This window comes from Streptomyces sp. NPDC049837, from assembly GCF_040674455.1.
Taxonomy (GTDB): domain Bacteria; phylum Actinomycetota; class Actinomycetes; order Streptomycetales; family Streptomycetaceae; genus Streptomyces.
On record NZ_JBFAMP010000001.1, the window covers coordinates 408631 to 424446 of the forward strand.

Here is a 15816-nt window from a genome sequence, read left to right on the forward strand (position 1 = left end):
TCACACCATAACCGTCTGTCCACTCCCCCGCCAGACCCGGTTTCACCTGCTGAAACACGGTCAACAGGCATGGCGAGCGGGCCCGTTCCCACCAAGGCGCGAGGTGGGAACGGGCCGCTCAGGAGCCGGGCCGCGGGGGCGGTCAGACGGTGGTCTTCATCGGCTCCTGGTCGTCGTCCTCGTCGGTGATTTCGCCGGCGTTGCGGGCGCGGACGAACTCGAGGAAGGAGTTGAGTTCGCGCTTGACGACGGGGGCGAGGAGGTAGAGGCCGATGATGTTGATGACGGCGAGCATGAAGAGCACGGCGTCGGCCATGTCGATCAGCGTCTGGAGGGTGAGGAGCGAGCCTCCGACGGCGAACAGGGTGTAGACGATCTTGTACGTCAGCTCGCTGGCCTTGCTGCGGCCGAACAGGTGCGTCCAGGCCTTCATGCAGTAGTAGCCCCAGGTGAGCACCGTGGAGATGGCGAAGAGCAGGACCGCGACGGTGAGGATGTAGGGGAACCACGGCATGACGGTGCCGAAGGCGTCGGAGGTGATGGTGACGCCGCCGATGGACTCGCCCTTGCGGGCCTCGGCCCAGCTCGCGGGGTTGGCGATGACGATGGTCAGCGCGGTCATCGTGCAGATGATGACGGTGTCGATGAACGGCTCCAGCAGCGCGACCAGGCCCTCGCTCGCGGGGTGCTTGGTCTTGACCGCGGAGTGCGCGATGGGGGCGGAGCCGAGACCGGCCTCGTTGGAGAACGCGGCCCGCTTGAAGCCGATGATCAGCGCGCCGAGGACACCACCGGCGACGCCCTCGGGGTTGAAGGCGCCTTCGATGATGGTGGCGATGGCGGCGGGGACGGCGGTGACGTGGACCAGGATGACGACCAGGCAGGCGGCGATGTAGATGCCGGCCATGGCCGGGACGAGCTTGCTGGTGACGTTGGCGATGGAGCGGATGCCGCCGAGCAGCACGATGCCCACGAGGGCGGCGACGAGGATGCCGAAGAACAGCGCGCCGGCCGAGGAGCCCATCAGGCCGTTGTCGCCGCCGGTGACGGAGACGATCTGGGCGTAGGACTGGTTGACCTGGAAGAGGTTGCCGCCGAAGAGGCCGAAGAACAGCACGAAGGCGGAGGCGAGGACGGCGAGGACCTTGCCGAGCTTCTTGCCGCCCGCGCCGAAGCGGTCCGCGAGACCCTTGGGCAGGTAGTGCATCGGGCCGCCGGAGACGGTGCCGTCGGCGTGGACCTCGCGGTACTTCACACCGAGGGTGACCTCGACGAACTTGGTGGCCATGCCGAGCAGGCCGCACAGGATCATCCAGAACGTGGCACCGGGGCCACCGATGGAGACGGCGACGGCCACACCGGCGATGTTGCCCAGGCCGACGGTGCCGGAGACGGCGGCGGTCAGGGCCTGGAAGTGGTTGACCTCACCGGCCGAGCCCTTCTCGTCGTACTTGCCGCGCACCACGTCGAGGGCCAGGCGGAACTTGCGGATCTGGACGAATCCGAACCAGGCGGTGAAGACCAGACCTGCGACGACGAGCCAGGCGACGATCAGCGGGAGCTCCGTGCCGGCGACGGGGACGGAGTAGAAGACGACTTCTCCGAGCCAGGTGGCTATGGGCTCGAAGAATCCGCTGACGGCTTCGTCGACGGACGTGGTGATGGAGTCGAGTGACACAGTGACTACCTCGATGGCGCGGGGACCGGCGCGCGGGAGGTCGCGCCGGCAAAAGATGTGCGGTCTTTGAGCGAACGCCGTTGTCCGATCGGCGACCCTGGGTGGAGTGTCCGCGGACTCGGACCGTGACCACCCTGGTCGTGCGGCCGGCCTGTGTGCCGGTGCTCCGCGCGGCGGCGAGGGGTGGGGCCACCTGCGGAGTTGCGCAGTTCTACCACGCCCTTTACACGTTCTTTAGTGATGCGGATCACATGACCGTCAGTAATCTTCGAAAGTGCCAGCGAACGAGACCAGACCGTTATCCGGCCACCGGGGTCCGTTCATCGGACACCTAAATGCGGTCGGCGGCCCCATGACCCCCGCTACGAGTGGGCCGGCGCCGCCGCGAGACCGGCCCGCCGGCCGGCATGACAGGTCGGTGCCCTCCACCGTGGCACGGTGGAGGGCACCGGTCGCGTCATGTTCGGTCAGACGCCCGCGACGCTCTGGATCCAGGAGCGGTACGCCGTCACGTTGGTGTACGCCGTGGTGGTCTGGCGGTCGCTCGTGGAGGCGACGCCCACCTGGATGCCGTTGGCCATCATCGGACCGCCCGAGTCGCCGCCGGCCGTGATGCCGTTGCCGCGGCGGGCGCAGATGGCCGAGCCGTTGTAGGCGTCACGGCAGCCGCCGGTGACGATGACGTCGGCGACCTTCAGATACCGGGACTGGCAGTTGATCTCCGAACCGCACTGGGAGGTGGCGCCCCAGCCGTACACCTGGACGGTCTGGTTCACCGACACGGACCCCGGCTGGCCGAGGCGCGCGTACGTGCCCGGCACGGAACGGTCGAGCCTGACCAGCGACATGTCCGAGGACGCGTGGTTGTGGACGCTCACGCCGTTGGCCACGGTGCCGCCGGTGGTCTGGTCGAGGCTGCCGATGCGGAACGACAGGCCGCCTCCCCCGACGCAGTGCTTCGCGGTGAGGATCCAGGTCGGGGCGATGATCGACGCGCTACAGGTCTGCCGGCCGTTGGAGAACAGGCGGGCCGCCCAGGGGGCGTTGTTGGCGTAGCCGCCGCCGATGATGGGCTGGACCTCGGCGCCGGGCGCGACAGCGGACGCACCGGCGGGCGGCGCCGTCTGCGCCGTCTGCGCCGCGGCGGTGGGAGCGAGACCTAAGACGGAGAGGGCGGTGGCCGCGAGGGCGGGCACCAGTCTGGCTGTTCGCACGTTCGTCTCCATTGTGTGGGGGTTGGAGGGTCCTCGGTGAGGACCGTGTGCCGCACAGGTATGTGGCGATGACCGCACACGCGAGCTTGGGTGGGCTTGTCGCGTGCATGCCATCTCGGCTGCGGCGAATCTGACAGAAGCGCCGCCGCGCCCGCAAGAGGTTGAAGGGCAAAACTTGACCGCCAACGGCCCCTTCGGCGCGGGGAGTTGACGGCTTCGATCTTGTGCGTGGCGCCCGCCCCGTGCCCCGGTTCAGCAGCGGGAATGGTGCCCGTGCCGGGACGCCGGGAGGCCGGCGCGCCTGTTCACCACCTCGTTCCGGGCGACGGCCCCGTCGGGAACCGGCGCGTGTGATGCCCGCCGCTCGGGTGACACGGAAGGCATTGACGACACCGGGCCGGACCGCCCCGGGGACGAATAGCCCCGACAGGCATGTGGGCCTGGCAGTGCGCCGGCCCGGCGACCCCGGAGACGAAGGAGAAACGACCATGGGACATGGCGGCAACGTCATTCAGGAGCTCACGGCCGATCACCGCGAGGTGGACGGCCTCTTCACCAAGATCGAAGGACTGCCCGCCGGCGATGAGCAGCGGCGGGAGCTGGCCGATGAGCTGACCATGGAGCTGGTCCGGCACGCCGTGGCCGAGGAGATGTACCTGTACCCGGCGGTGCGCCGGTACGTGGACGACGGGGACGACCTGGCCGACAAGGAGATCGCCGACCACGGCGAGGTCGAGCGCATGCTCAAGGAGCTCGAAGGCTGCCGACCGGGTGACGCGCGGTTCGACACCCTCATCAGCCGCCTCAAGTCGACGGTGACCGCCCACGTCAGCGACGAGGAGGGCCGGCTCTTCCCCCTCCTCGCCGAATCCTGCTCGCCCAAGGCCCTCGACGAGCTGGGGGAGAAGATCCGCAGCGCGAAGAAGACCGCCCCCACCCGCCCGCACCCCTCCGCCCCCGACACGCCTCCCGCGAACAAGCTCCTCGCCCCCGGCGCCGGCATGGTCGACCGCCTGCGCGACATGCTCACCGGTCGCGGACGCGGCTGACACCGGGTAAGCGGCCGCATGCGTCCCTCCCCGGTGCTCCGCGCCCGGGGAGGGACGCATGCGGTCACCCGCGCGAGTGGTCGGTCCGCACACGCCGGTTCGCAGCCGCACCTCGGCGACCTCCTGCCGTGATCATGCGGGGGTGAACGCTCCCACCCCTCTGCGCCCGCGCCGGCCCCGCGCTCTCGCCGCCGCCGGCCTCGGAACCCTGACGCTGCTGTCGTCACTCGCCGCCCTGCCCGCCCTGCCGGCCCAGGCCGCACCGACCGCGGCAGCCGCACCCGGGCCCCACCGGGCCGCGCCTCCGCCGCGCCCGGTCACCACGGCCCTGGAGGCGGGCACCGCCGCCTACCTGCACGCGATCCGCCGCAGCCCCCACCTGCTGCGCGCCTTCTTCCGCCACCTGCCCAAGGGCGGGGAGCTGCACAACCACCTGTCCGGCGCGGTCACCACCGAGTACCTGATCGAGCTGGCCGCCGAGGACGGGCTGTGCATCGACACCGGGACGATGACCGCCGTCGCGCCGCCCTGCGGTCCCGGCACCCGGCCGGCCGCCGAGGCCCGCACCGACCGGGCGTTCCACGACGCGATCGTACGAGCGTGGTCCATGCAGGACTTCCCGCCGGGCGGCAACGGACACGACCACTTCTTCGCCACCTTCGGCAAGTTCGGCGAGGTCACCTGGCGGCACCGGGGGAAGCAGCTCGCCGAGGTCGCGAACGGCGCCGCCGCGCAGAACCAGTTCTATCTGGAGACCATGGTCACCCCGGCCTCCGAGGGCGCGAAGACCCTCGCCGCCCAGGTCGGCTGGGACCCCGACCTCGCCACGCTGCACCGCAAGCTCGTCGCCGGGGGCCGGCTGGACGGCATCGTCACCCAGGCCCGTAAGGAGGCCGACGACACCGCCGCCGAGTTCCGCACGGCCGCCCGCTGCGGCACGAGCCGGCCGGAACCCGGCTGCCGGCTGCCCGTCCGCTGGATCTCCCAGGTGTCGCGCGGCAGTTCACCGGAGCGGGTCTTCACGCAGATGGCGCTCGGCATGCGGCTGGCCGAGCGCGACCCCCGGTTCGTCGCGGTCAACCTCGTCCAGCCCGAGGACGGAGACACGGCGCTGCGCGACTACGGCCTGCACATGCGCATGCTCAAGTATCTGCGCGGCGTCTACCCGAAGGCCCATGTGACCCTCCACGCGGGCGAGTTGTGGCCCGGACTGGTCAAGCCCGAGGACCTGAAGTTCCACATCAAGGACGCCGTCGGCGTCGCCCGCGCCGAACGCATCGGCCACGGCGTCGACCTCGTCCACGAGGACGACTGGCGGCGCACCGCCCGCACCATGGCCGCCCGTGAGATCGCCGTCGAGGTCCCGTTCACCAGCAACGCCCAGATCCTGGGCGTACGCGGTGCCGACCACCCCTTCGGGACGTACCGCTCGTACGGCGTTCCCGTCGTGCTGGCCACCGACGACCCCGGCGTCAGCCGCATCGACATCAGCCACGAGTACCAGTACGCCGCCGAGACCTACGGCCTGACCTACCGGGAGCTGAAGGACCTGGCGCGCGCCTCGCTGGAGTACGCCTTCCTCCCCGGCGCCGGCCTGTGGCAGGGCAACCCCACCCGGGACGGCTACCGTCTCGCGCCCGCCTGCCGCGGCGTACGCCCCGACGCCTCCCCGGGCGACGCCGCCAAGCACGGCGCGGACTGCCGCCGCCTGCTGAACGCGAGCCCCAAGGCCGCCGCCCAGTGGCGTCAGGAAGCCGCCTTCGTCCACTTCGAGCGGACCTTCGGCACCGGCCGCCGCTGACGCCGCCCGGTCATGCGCCACCGGACAGGAAGCGCAGCGCCGCGGCCGCGTGCAGCGCGGCACCGGTGGCCATGGCCGGCTCGTCGAAGACGACCCTGTTGGAGTGGCAGTCGGGTGCCGCCTCGGCCGGGACGTCCGGCGGGCGAGCGCCGAGGAACGCCATCGCGCCGGGCACCCGCCGCAGGACGTAGGAGAAGTCCTCGGCGCCCATGACCGGCTCGGGCAAGTGCCGGACGCGGTCGTCCCCGAGCAGCCGGGCCGCGGTCTCCCGCAGGACGCCGGTGACGGCCGGGTCGTTGAGGACGGGGGGATAGCCCTCGGTCAGCTCCACGTCCACGGCGGCCCCGTGCGCGGCGGCCACGTGGTGGGCGACCCGGGCGATGCCCTCTCGCACGTTGTGCCGGGTCTCCGGGGTGAGGGTGCGGAGGGTGCCGTGGAGCTCGGCCGTCTCCGGGATGATGTTGGTCGTGCTCCCGGCCCGGATCGAGGCCACGGTGACCACGGCGGGGTCGAAGACGTGCACCGTCCGGGTCACCATCGTCTGGAGCGCCTGCACGATCTCGCACGCCACCGGCACGGGGTCGAGGGCCAGGTGCGGAGCGGAGGCGTGACCGGACCGGCCTCGGACGGTGAGGTGAACGAGGTCGGAGGCGGCGAGCATGGGGCCGGGACGCAGATGGACCGTCCCGCTCTCGAATCGGGTGGTGACGTGCAGGGCGAACGCCGCCGCCACGCCGCTGCCGTCCGGGGTGTCCAGCACCCCTTCGTCGATCATGACCTGCGCGCCGCCGCCCGCCTCCTCGGCGGGCTGGAACATGAACACCACGCGCCCCGGCAGCCCGCTCCGGCGGGCGGCGAGCAGCCGGGCGGCGCCGACGAGCATCGCCGTATGCAGGTCGTGGCCGCAGGCGTGCATGGCGCCGGTCACGTCGGAGGCGAACTCCAGCCCGGTGTCCTCCTGCTGGGGCAGCGCGTCCATGTCCGCGCGCAGCAGCACGGAGGGCCCCGGGCGGGCACCGTCCAGCACGGCGGTCACCGAACTGAGCCGGTCCCCCGTGCCGATCGTCAGCCCCAGCCCGTCCAGCGCCTCCAGCACCGTGCGCTGCGTACGGGGCAGGTGCCGGCCCAGCTCCGGGGCGCGGTGCAGCTCGCGGCGTACGGCGACGAGGCCGGGCAGCAACGCGCGGGCCTCGCCGAGCAGCCCGTCGCACTCGCCTCCGGCGCCCGGGCCGGCCACGCCGTTCACCGCGTTCCGATCAGCAGGGCCACGCGCACGGGTCTCTCCTCCGGCGATCAGTACGGCGGGTCCGTCGGTGGGAATGCCTGCCCAACGCGCCGCGCGCGTACGCATCGCCTGCCGGATGGCCGTGCGCCGGAGCGGTGGTCGGGCGCCGACGGCGCGGCACGTCGCGGCTGAGGAGCATCAGGCAGGCGTCGTCGGTCTCTTCGGCGCCGGCCCGTTCACGCCTCTTGCCCGCCGTGCGGCGATGCGGACGGCCTGCACGGCGCCTTCCGGGTCGACGGTGGAGACGGAGAGGCGGCAGAACTCGCTGCCCGGCAGCAGATCGACCACCGCCACGGGACCGACCCCGTGCACGGCCATGAAGTCGGCGCCGCGTGCGTGCCGCCATGTGCCGAGACAGAAGCGGCCCGGTCTCCACTGCCCGCGCTCGGTGGTGCCCCGGAGGCCGCGCCACCAGTCCGGTTCGACCCTCGCGTCCTGCACGGCCGTGAGGGGTGCCCGTACCTCCTTGCGCCTGGCGACGAGCGCTTCACGCCATGGGAGCCGTACGACCACGTCCTTGTTCTCCACCACCGGCCGGGCCACTGTTGCCGCCTCCCTCCGGGACCTCCGCTATCCATAATCCGCCTCAACACGGCGATCGCGGGTAAGTGCTCCGTTGCAGGGACCTGCGGGACCTGTGCGGCCGGTCACCGCGGCGGAGCGGAGGCACACGGTGAAGGCAACGTTCACGCTGGGACGCATCGCCGGGGTCCGGGTGGCGGTCAACTGGAGCGTCCTGGTCATCTTCTGGCTCGTGGCCGTCAGCCTCGCCGGGGGGCGGCTCGCACACGCCTACCCCGGTCACCCGGCGGCGGCCTACTGGGGGCTGGGACTCGCGGTGGCCGTGGTGTTCTTCGCCTCGATCCTGGCCCATGAGCTCGGCCACGCGATCGTCGCGCGGCGCAACGGCATCGAGGTCGAGGACATGACCCTGTGGATGCTCGGCGGCGTCGCCCGGCTCAAGAGCGAGGCGCCGAGCCCGGGCGCGGAGCTGCGCATCGCCGGAGTGGGCCCGCTCATCAGTGCCCTGCTCGGCATCGTCTTCGGGGCCCTGGCGGCCTGGCTGGGGCTGCTGTCCGTACCGGGGCTGGTGGTCGAGTCCGTCGCGTGGCTGGCGGGCATCAACATCGTGCTGGCCCTGTTCAACAGCATCCCCGCCGCGCCGCTCGACGGGGGCAGGCTGCTGCGCGCGGCCCTGTGGAAGTTCACGGGGGACCCGGTGCGCGCGGCGGTGATCGCGGCGACGGCCGGGCGTGGCTTCGGGTGGCTGCTGGTCGTCTACGGGTTCGCCTCGATGTTCGCCACCGGGTCGTTCGCGGCACTGTGGACGGCTCTGATCGGTGGCTTCATGATCGCCGCCGCGACCGCGGAGGGCCGGCAGGCGCAGATGCGCGGCACGCTCGCCGGAGTCACCGTACGCGGTGTCATGACGCCGGACCCGGTGACGGTGAGCGCGAACACGACCGTCGGGGAGTTCCTGGCGGCCGCGCCCTTCGGCCACCACCGCCACACGGCGTTCCCCGTGGTCGCGGGCGACGGGTCACCGGTCGGGCTGGTGACGGTCGCCCGAATCGACGGGACGCCCCTGCCGCAGCGGGGATCGACCACCATGGCCGAGGTGATGGCCCCCATCGGTGACGTCGCCACCGCGTCACCGGACGAGCCCGTCAGCGACGTCCTGCCACGCCTGGAATCGGCCGGCGAGAACCGCGTACTGGTCCTGGAGCCGGAGAGCCGCCGCCTCGTCGGCATCGTCTCCCCCACCGACATCAACCGCACCATCACCTGGCTCGCGGCGACCCGGCGCGACGCGGCGCCTCCGGGCTGAGCGGCGCCGGCCTTGCGGGCCCTGACCCGCCTCGGCGCCGTCCAGGTGACGGTGAGGTGGTCGTCGGCGACGTCGACCGCGCCGGTCGGGCCGTCGCTGATGCGGCCGGCGCGCAGGGCCCGGCCGGCTCGGGTCTCGACTTCGCGCCGGATGAACCGCGCAACGGCCGGGCGCCGTGCACCGGGCCGAACCCTCGGCCGCCGCCCGAGCGGCTCACTCGTTGGGGTCGGCTGCGCTGATCTCGGACAGGGCCGAGTCGGTGTCACGTTCGACGGCGAGGTCCCCGAGGGACACGATGCCGACCGGGCGGCCCTCCTCGACGACGGGCAGACGCCGTAGGGCATGCCGGCGCATCAGGTCCACCGCCCTGCGGATGTCGTCGTCCGGGGTCACACTGACGACCTCGGCGCTACAGGCGTCGGCGACGCTGTGGTCCTCGGCGTTGCCGCCACGGCACAGCACGCGCACCACCAGGTCGCGGTCGGTCACCAGCCCCCGCAATTGCCCGCCCTCGGTCACCAGCACGGCTCCGATGTCCTCGTCCCGCATGAGGCGGGCCACCTCCACCACCGAGGTCTGCGGCCCGACCGCCAGCGGATCGGCCGTCATGACCTCCCGTATCTTCCGCGCCATCGCCGCCTCCTTTCGAACGCTCCACGTGTACCCCGATCGCCCTCCCCTTCCCTCGACGATCCGGGGCCGGCCGCTGTCTGATGAAGTCGAGGAGGTGGCTCGTGGATGCCGGGACCGGGGATCCGGGGACGATGCGCGCATGGGTGGCCCGTGCCGCCCGGCGGAGGGCGGTCGAGTGCGTCCGGCTGCCCGTCCCGTTGCCGGCGGCGGACGAGCTGCTGGTCAGGGTGCGGGCGTGCGGGGTGTGCCGGACGGATCTTCACGTCCGTGACGGTGACCTGCCGCCGCACCGGGACCGGGTCGTTCCCGGGCACGAGGCCGTCGGCGTGGTCGTCGCCGCCGGCGACCGGGTCACCGCGCCCGGGGTGGGCACCCGGGTCGGGATCCCCTGGCTGCGCAGGACCTGCGGAACCTGCCGCTACTGCGCCCGGGGACAGGAGAACCTGTGCCCCTCGTCCCGCTACACCGGCTGGGACGCGGACGGGGGGTACGCCGAGTACGCCACCGTGCCCGCTCCCTACGCCTACGAGCTGCCCGCCGGGTACTCCGACGAAGAGCTGGCCCCGCTGCTGTGCGCCGGGATCATCGGCTACCGGGCACTGCTGCGCCTGGCCGGCCTCCCCGAGGGCGGCCGCCTGGGCATCTACGGCTTCGGCGCCTCTGCCCATCTCACCGCGCAGGTCGCGATCGCCCGGGGCGCCGTCGTCCACGTGTTCACCCGGTCACCGGCCGCCCGGGCGCTCGCGCTCGAACTCGGCGCCGCTTCCGCACGGGACGCGGAGGCGCCGTCACCGGAACCGCTGGACTCGGCGATCCTCTTCGCCCCGGCCGGCGCGCTCGTGCCCGTGGCCCTGCGAGCGCTCGACAGCGGCGGGACGCTCAGCATCGCCGGCATCCACCTCTCCGACGTCCCGCCGCTGAACTACCGGCGCGACCTCTTCCGCGAACGGACCATCCGCAGCGTCACCGCCAACACCCGCGACGACGGACGCGACTTCCTCGCCGCCGCGGCCGAGTACCGGCTGAAGGCGACGGTGAGCCCGTACGGCTTCGACCGGGCGGACCGGGCCCTGGACGACCTCAGCGCGGGCCGGGTGCGCGGAGCGGCGGTGCTGCGCGTGCCCGGCTGACGGCTCGGGCGCGGGCAGGCAGCGGGCAGGGGGCAGAGGGCAGAGGGCAGGGCGATCAGCCAGGGGGGCGGCGGCGATCGTCACCGTGGGTTCACTCGGCGCGGATCCGTGGCCCGGTACGTGGGAACGTCCTCGATCACCATGTCGGTACGCAGCCGGTGGAGCCGGACGGGGTGGCGCCAGCGGCCCCGGTCGATCGCGGTGTCGCCCTGGAACTCCGCCACAAGCTGCGGTGCCACGGGAGTGAACTCCAGCTCGTCGCGGCTCCCCCAGTGCGAGGACACCCGCATGCCGTGCCACGGGTGCTCCCGCCCGGCCGGGCGCAACCGGGCGGCCAGCTCCGTGCGCAGCGGCGCGGGAAGCGGGGCGCTGCGGGCGACGAGCCGCAGGTCGCCTTCGGCGGTGTAGCGGCCGAGCAGCACGGTCTCCGGGCGGGCCAGGGTTCCGGTGACGGCACCGATCACGGCTTCGGCGGTGTCCCTGGAGCGGTACTTCCGCCAGTCCCGGCGCCCGGGCCGGTACGGCTGGGCGGCGCCCTTGGCGACGATCCCCTCCACGCCCACGGCGGCCCATTGGCGCATCCACTGCTGCGCCTGGTCGGCCGTGGACGTCGTGGGGGTCAGCGCCCACGGGGCGTGCAGTCCGTGTCCCTGGAACAGCGATTCCAGCGCGGCACGGCGTTCGCGGTAGGGCCAGGTGAGCATGTCGGCGCCCTGGTGGTGGAGCAGGTCGAACGCGATGAGGTGGGCCGGCTGCCGACGGGCGAGGTCCGCGGCGGCTCGCGCATCGCGGGTGCCGCGTCGCTGGAGCGCGCCGAAGTCGAAACGGCCGTCGGTGTGGATGACGGCCTCGCCGTCGATCACCACGTCCTCGCCCAGCGCGATCGCCGCTTCCGCGATCTCCGGGAACCCCGCGGCGAGGTCGCGTCCGCTCCGGGACTGCAAGAACACCTCCCCCGCCGAGCAGAACACCAGCATCCGAAAGCCATCGAATTTGGGTTCGAACACCGTGCCTCCGGGCAACGCGCCCGGCCCGGGCAGCCGTGGCACTGCCCGGGCCAGCATCGGCTCCACCGGAGGCACCAGCACAACCACCACATAAGCACCCGGTAGCGACGAAATCGACACGAGTGGCGTGGCCGGCCCGGGAAGGGCGGCGGCCATCCGGGCGGCATCGAGCCGTTCCCCTGACGCCGTGGCACGCTGACCGTATGTGCGGCCGTTACGTCTCCACCCGCAGCCCCGAGGACCTCACCCGGCTCTTCCGCGTCACCGACTGGCGGCCGGAGGAGGCGCTCGCACCGAGCTGGAACGTCGCCCCGACCGATGATGTGTACGCCGTGCTCGAACGCACCCCGCGCGGGGATGCAGCGGCCCCGGCCGGCCGGGAACTGCGGCCGCTGCGGTGGGGCCTCGTGCCGTCCTGGGCGAAGGACCCCAAGATCGGCTCACGGTTGATCAACGCACGCGTGGAGACCGCGCACCAGAAGCCCGCCTTCCGGACCGCCTTCGCCAAACGCCGCTGCCTGCTGCCCGCCGACGGTTTCTACGAGTGGCAGTCCGTCGAGGACCGGGCCACCGGGAAGACCCGCAAACAGCCGTACTTCCTCCATCCCGCCGACGAACAGGTGATGGCACTCGCGGGCCTGTACGAGTACTGGCGCAACCCCGACGTCAAGCGCGACGACGACCCGGAGGCCTGGCTGGTGACCTGCACCATCCTCACGACGGAGGCCACCGACGCCGCCGGCCGCCTCCACCCCCGTATGCCGCTCGCCCTCACCTCCGACCACTACGACGCCTGGCTCGACCCCCGGCACCAGGACCCGGACGAGCTGCACTCCCTGCTCACCCAGCCCGCCGGCGGCCACCTGAACGCCCGGCCCGTCTCCCCGGCCGTCAACAACGTCCGCAACAACGGTCCCCAGCTCCTGAACGAGGCCCCCTCCTGAGCACCGCCTCGCGCCGGCCGCCGCTGTGGCCCGGCCCGCGTACCGGCCCGCGTACCGTCCCGCGGGCGGCAGACGGTCTCGTGCCATCGTCGCGGGTCGGGCGTATCGTCCCGGTATAGGGCGCGTGGCCGTTCCGGATTGTCGCCGAGCCGGCTTGCGAGGTGGGACCACTGACCGGACACGTTGAACGGCCGCAGGAGGCCGCCCGCCCGGACGAGGCACTCGCCGCGGTCGTACGCCGTACCGGTGCCTCCGCCGGAGGTGTGTACCTGCTGTCCGGTGACGAGCCGGTGCTGCACCTGGTGGTGATGTGCGGCGTGTCGGCCGTGGTCGCCGCCCCGTGGCGGCGGGTGCCGCTCGCGACCGTCGGTCCGGTTTCCGACGCCGTACGCGAGGACCGTCTGGTGTGGGTGGGCGGGCAGGACGACATGGCCCGCGTGTACCCGCGCACCGCGGCGGCCCTGCCCTACCGGTTCGCCATGGCGGCCGCGCCGCTCGACGGCGCCCGGCAGTGCTGGGGCGCTCTGCTGCTGTTGTGGCCGGCCAGCCATCCCACGGTGCTGACCCGCCGCGAGCGGGGTCACCTCACCTCCAGCGCCCGGCGCATCGGCCGTCTGCTGGACGAAGGCGCCCGGCGGCCGGCCATCCCTGACGAGCCGCGTTTCATCCGCCTGAACCGTGCGGGCTCGGGCCCGCCGCAGTCGGCGCTCGCGGCCGCGGACCTCGTCGAGCGCCTGCCCATCGGCACCATGGCGCTGGACCTGGAGGGTCGCGTCACGTACGTCAACACGGCCGCCGTCGATCTGCTGGGCCGCACCGCCGAGCAACTCCTGGGCACCCCGCCGTGGCAGACGCTGCCCTGGCTGGACAACCCCGACTCCGAGGACCAGTACCGCACCGCCGTACTCAGCCGCGAGCCGGTCGCCTACACCGTTCTGCACCCGCCCGACCGGTGGCTCGACTTCCGGCTCTACCCAGCCGACAGCGGCATGAGCGTCCTGATCACCCCGAGTGACGGGAGCCGGCGCACATCGCGGCCCGCCGGTACCCGGGGTCTCGTGCCGCCGTCCCCGGGCTCACCCCGCCCCGCCACCGAGCACGGCGCCGCCGTGGGCCGGATCCACCAGTTGCTGCACCTCGCCGCGGCCCTGACGGAGACCGTGGGCGTACAGGACGTCATCGACCTGGTCGCCGACCAGGTCATGCCGGCCTTCGGAGCCCAGGGCATGGTCCTTTCCACGGCGGACGCCGGCCGGTTCAAGATCACCGGGCACCGCGGCTACCTGGCGAGAGCCGTCGAGCGCCTCGACGGCCTGCCCCTGGACACCGACCTCACGCCCGCCGGGCGCGTGCTGGCGACGGGCGTCCCCGAGTTCTTCACCGATCCCGCCGAGATGGCGCGGGCGCATCCGTCGGCACCGGCGCTCAGCGGGAAGCAGACCTGGGCGTTCCTGCCACTGATCACCCGTGGCCGAACGGTCGGCTGCCTGATCCTGTCCTACGACCGGCCGCACACCTTCACCGCCGGCGACCGCGCCGCCCTCACGTCCCTCGCCGGCCTCATCGCGCAGGCCCTGGACCGCGCGCGCCTCTACGACGCCAAGCACGACCTCGCCCACAACCTGCAACAGGCGCTGCTGCCGCACGCCCTTCCCACCCTGGCGGGGCTCGACGTCGCCGCGCGGTACCTTCCCGCGACGCACGGCATGGAGATCGGCGGTGACTTCTACGACCTGATCCGCCTCACCGACACCACCGCTGCCGCGATCATCGGCGACGTACAGGGCCACAACGCCACCGCCGCCGCCCTCATGGGACAGGTGCGCACGGCCATCCACGCCCACGCCACCGCCGGCGCGAACCCGGCCGAGGTCCTCCGCCGCACCGACCGCGTCCTGGCCGACCTCGACACCGAGCTGTTCGTCTCCTGCCTCTACGCGCACATCGATCTCGGCCGGCGGAGCATCGACCTCGCCAGCGCGGGACACCCGCCCGCGATCCTGCACGACCCGGGCCACGACCCGGGCCACCACGCCGGCGCCCGTGTGCTCGACATCGAACCCGGCCCGCTGCTGGGCATCGGCACGGACGCGCGCTTCCCCATCACCAGCGTGCCGCTGCCGCCCGGGACCACCCTCGCCCTCTACACCGACGGCCTGGTCGAGGCTCCCGGCACCGACCTCACCCAGGCCGTCACCACCCTCGCACGGCGCCTCGCGGACGCCTGGGACCAGCCGCTGGACCACCTCGTCGACCACCTCATCCGGCGCACCGTGCCGACCGGCCGGCACACCGACGACATCGCCGTACTCCTGCTGCGCACCCGGCCCCGACGTCATCCGGCTGCGGCGGCGAACCCCAGGACGTAGGCCCCGGCGAAGAGGAGGGGGATCCACCGCTCGACCTGGTTCAGCGGCAGGTGGACGCGCCAGTCCCGGCCCTCACCGAGCGCGCGCCACTCGGCGGCCACGAAGGTGCGGGCGGGCAGCCGTTCCTCCAGCGCTGCGATCACCGCGAACTGCATAACGCCCTTTGACGGAAGGTGAGTGGGAGAGCTTCCGGCGGAACATGAACGCTCTGCGGGCCTACCCGCTGACGCTCCAGCGGATCGCGCACGAGCTCGACTCACTGGGACGCCCCGCCGCGCTGCGCCACCGGGTCGGTGACATGGGGTCACAAGGGCTTCGGTCCGCGTGCCACGGCCAGGTCGGTGAGCAGTGCTCCTCCAGGGGTGATCTCCAGCCAGGGCCCCTGCCTGACGAGGACGGCGATCGCGGCGGTCGGGAACTTCTCCCGGACACGGTCCAGGGCGTCACCGAGCGCCTCCGCCGCCAGCAGCAGGATGAGCTCCTGAACGGCTGGGTTGTGGCCGACCAGCAGCAGGGTCCCCACGTCGTCGGCGGTTTCGCGTATCACGGTGAGGAGGTCGGCGGCGTGGGTGCCGTAGAGCCGGCGGTCGTGGCGTACGGGGGGCCGGGCGGCGAGCCGCGCGGCGGCGAGGTCCCAGGTGTGGCGCGCCCGCGTGGCGGTCGAGCAGAGGACCAGGTCCGGGGCGTAACCGGAGTCCCGCAGCCACTCCCCCGCGGCCGGTGCGTCACGCAGGCCGCGTTCGGCCAGCGGCCGGTCGTGGTCGTCCACGCCCTGCGGCCGGGCGGACTTCGCATGCCGCAGGACGACCAGTCGGTGCAGTCCCGCCACGGCGCCTCCAGACCGCGAGCCGTTATACCGATTTTGCCAGCTTCGCACC

At 72.7% G+C, this 15816-nt stretch carries 14 protein-coding genes; 6 read left to right on the plus strand and 8 right to left on the minus strand.

What is annotated here, in order from left to right:
- Nucleotides 1-142: 142 nt before the first annotated feature.
- Together AB0J57_RS01855 and AB0J57_RS01860 are read right to left on the minus strand one after the other, a co-directional pair.
- A complete protein-coding gene (locus AB0J57_RS01855; RefSeq protein ID WP_366125930.1) occupies nt 143-1678 on the minus strand; it encodes an alanine/glycine:cation symporter family protein in 1536 nt (511 codons plus the stop codon).
- Between the two features lie 467 nt (nt 1679-2145).
- On the minus strand, nt 2146-2892 hold the full coding sequence (locus AB0J57_RS01860; RefSeq protein WP_366125931.1) for a trypsin-like serine protease: 747 nt from the start codon (nt 2890-2892) through the stop codon (nt 2146-2148).
- Between the two features lie 488 nt (nt 2893-3380).
- Here AB0J57_RS01860 and AB0J57_RS01865 point away from each other — a divergent pair, with 488 nt between their 5' ends.
- Nucleotides 3381-3941: a hemerythrin domain-containing protein gene (locus AB0J57_RS01865; protein WP_366125932.1), complete on the plus strand. Its 561-nt coding sequence runs from the start codon at nt 3381-3383 to the stop codon at nt 3939-3941.
- A gap of 142 nt (nt 3942-4083) precedes the next feature.
- On the plus strand, nt 4084-5742 hold the full coding sequence (locus AB0J57_RS01870) for an adenosine deaminase (RefSeq protein ID WP_366125933.1): 1659 nt from the start codon (nt 4084-4086) through the stop codon (nt 5740-5742).
- Nucleotides 5743-5752: 10 nt separating this feature from the next.
- On the opposite strand, the gene AB0J57_RS01875 is transcribed toward AB0J57_RS01870, so the two are convergent.
- Together AB0J57_RS01875 and AB0J57_RS01880 are read right to left on the minus strand one after the other, a co-directional pair.
- Nucleotides 5753-6979, minus strand: a complete 1227-nt coding sequence (locus AB0J57_RS01875; RefSeq protein WP_366125934.1) for a M20 family metallopeptidase — start codon at nt 6977-6979, stop codon at nt 5753-5755.
- Between the two features lie 186 nt (nt 6980-7165).
- Nucleotides 7166-7570 (minus strand): hypothetical protein, encoded by a 405-nt coding sequence (locus AB0J57_RS01880; protein ID WP_366125935.1) that lies wholly within the window; start codon nt 7568-7570, stop codon nt 7166-7168.
- Nucleotides 7571-7700: 130 nt separating this feature from the next.
- Between AB0J57_RS01880 and AB0J57_RS01885 the strand changes: the two genes are divergently transcribed.
- The gene (locus AB0J57_RS01885) at nt 7701-8855 is read left to right on the plus strand and encodes a site-2 protease family protein (protein ID WP_366125936.1); all 1155 of its coding nucleotides are present in this window, start codon (nt 7701-7703) and stop codon (nt 8853-8855) included.
- Between the two features lie 213 nt (nt 8856-9068).
- On the opposite strand, the gene AB0J57_RS01890 is transcribed toward AB0J57_RS01885, so the two are convergent.
- Complete coding sequence (locus AB0J57_RS01890) at nt 9069-9488, minus strand: CBS domain-containing protein (protein ID WP_366125937.1); 420 nt, start codon at nt 9486-9488, stop codon at nt 9069-9071.
- Between the two features lie 131 nt (nt 9489-9619).
- Between AB0J57_RS01890 and AB0J57_RS01895 the strand changes: the two genes are divergently transcribed.
- Nucleotides 9620-10618, plus strand: a complete 999-nt coding sequence (locus AB0J57_RS01895) for a zinc-binding alcohol dehydrogenase family protein (protein WP_366126448.1) — start codon at nt 9620-9622, stop codon at nt 10616-10618.
- Between the two features lie 80 nt (nt 10619-10698).
- Here AB0J57_RS01895 and AB0J57_RS01900 read toward each other — a convergent pair whose 3' ends face one another.
- A complete protein-coding gene (locus AB0J57_RS01900; protein ID WP_366126449.1) occupies nt 10699-11682 on the minus strand; it encodes an ATP-dependent DNA ligase in 984 nt (327 codons plus the stop codon).
- Between the two features lie 146 nt (nt 11683-11828).
- Between AB0J57_RS01900 and AB0J57_RS01905 the strand changes: the two genes are divergently transcribed.
- Entirely contained in the window at nt 11829-12569 is a 741-nt protein-coding gene (locus tag AB0J57_RS01905; protein WP_366125938.1) for an SOS response-associated peptidase, read from the plus strand.
- 161 nt (nt 12570-12730) lie between these two features.
- The gene (locus AB0J57_RS01910; RefSeq protein WP_366125939.1) at nt 12731-14938 is read left to right on the plus strand and encodes a SpoIIE family protein phosphatase; all 2208 of its coding nucleotides are present in this window, start codon (nt 12731-12733) and stop codon (nt 14936-14938) included.
- On the opposite strand, the gene AB0J57_RS01915 is transcribed toward AB0J57_RS01910, so the two are convergent.
- Together AB0J57_RS01915 and AB0J57_RS01920 are read right to left on the minus strand one after the other, a co-directional pair.
- Nucleotides 14905-15081, minus strand: a complete 177-nt coding sequence (locus AB0J57_RS01915) for a hypothetical protein (RefSeq protein WP_366125940.1) — start codon at nt 15079-15081, stop codon at nt 14905-14907. The genes AB0J57_RS01910 and AB0J57_RS01915 overlap by 34 nt on opposite strands.
- 161 nt (nt 15082-15242) lie before the next feature.
- Nucleotides 15243-15767: a histidine phosphatase family protein gene (locus AB0J57_RS01920; RefSeq protein ID WP_366125941.1), complete on the minus strand. Its 525-nt coding sequence runs from the start codon at nt 15765-15767 to the stop codon at nt 15243-15245.
- Nucleotides 15768-15816 lie beyond the last annotated feature (49 nt).

What these genes read in the sequence shown, in the direction of transcription:
- AB0J57_RS01865 (WP_366125932.1), top strand. Translation starts at nt 3,381, where the DNA reads ATGGGACATGGCGGCAACGTCATTCAGGAGCTCACGGCCGATCACCGC.
- AB0J57_RS01900 (WP_366126449.1), bottom strand. Translation starts at nt 11,682, where the DNA reads ATGCTGGCCCGGGCAGTGCCACGGCTGCCCGGGCCGGGCGCGTTGCCC.
- AB0J57_RS01890 (WP_366125937.1), bottom strand. Translation starts at nt 9,488, where the DNA reads ATGGCGCGGAAGATACGGGAGGTCATGACGGCCGATCCGCTGGCGGTC.
- AB0J57_RS01895 (WP_366126448.1), top strand. Translation starts at nt 9,620, where the DNA reads ATGCGCGCATGGGTGGCCCGTGCCGCCCGGCGGAGGGCGGTCGAGTGC.
- AB0J57_RS01905 (WP_366125938.1), top strand. Translation starts at nt 11,829, where the DNA reads ATGTGCGGCCGTTACGTCTCCACCCGCAGCCCCGAGGACCTCACCCGG.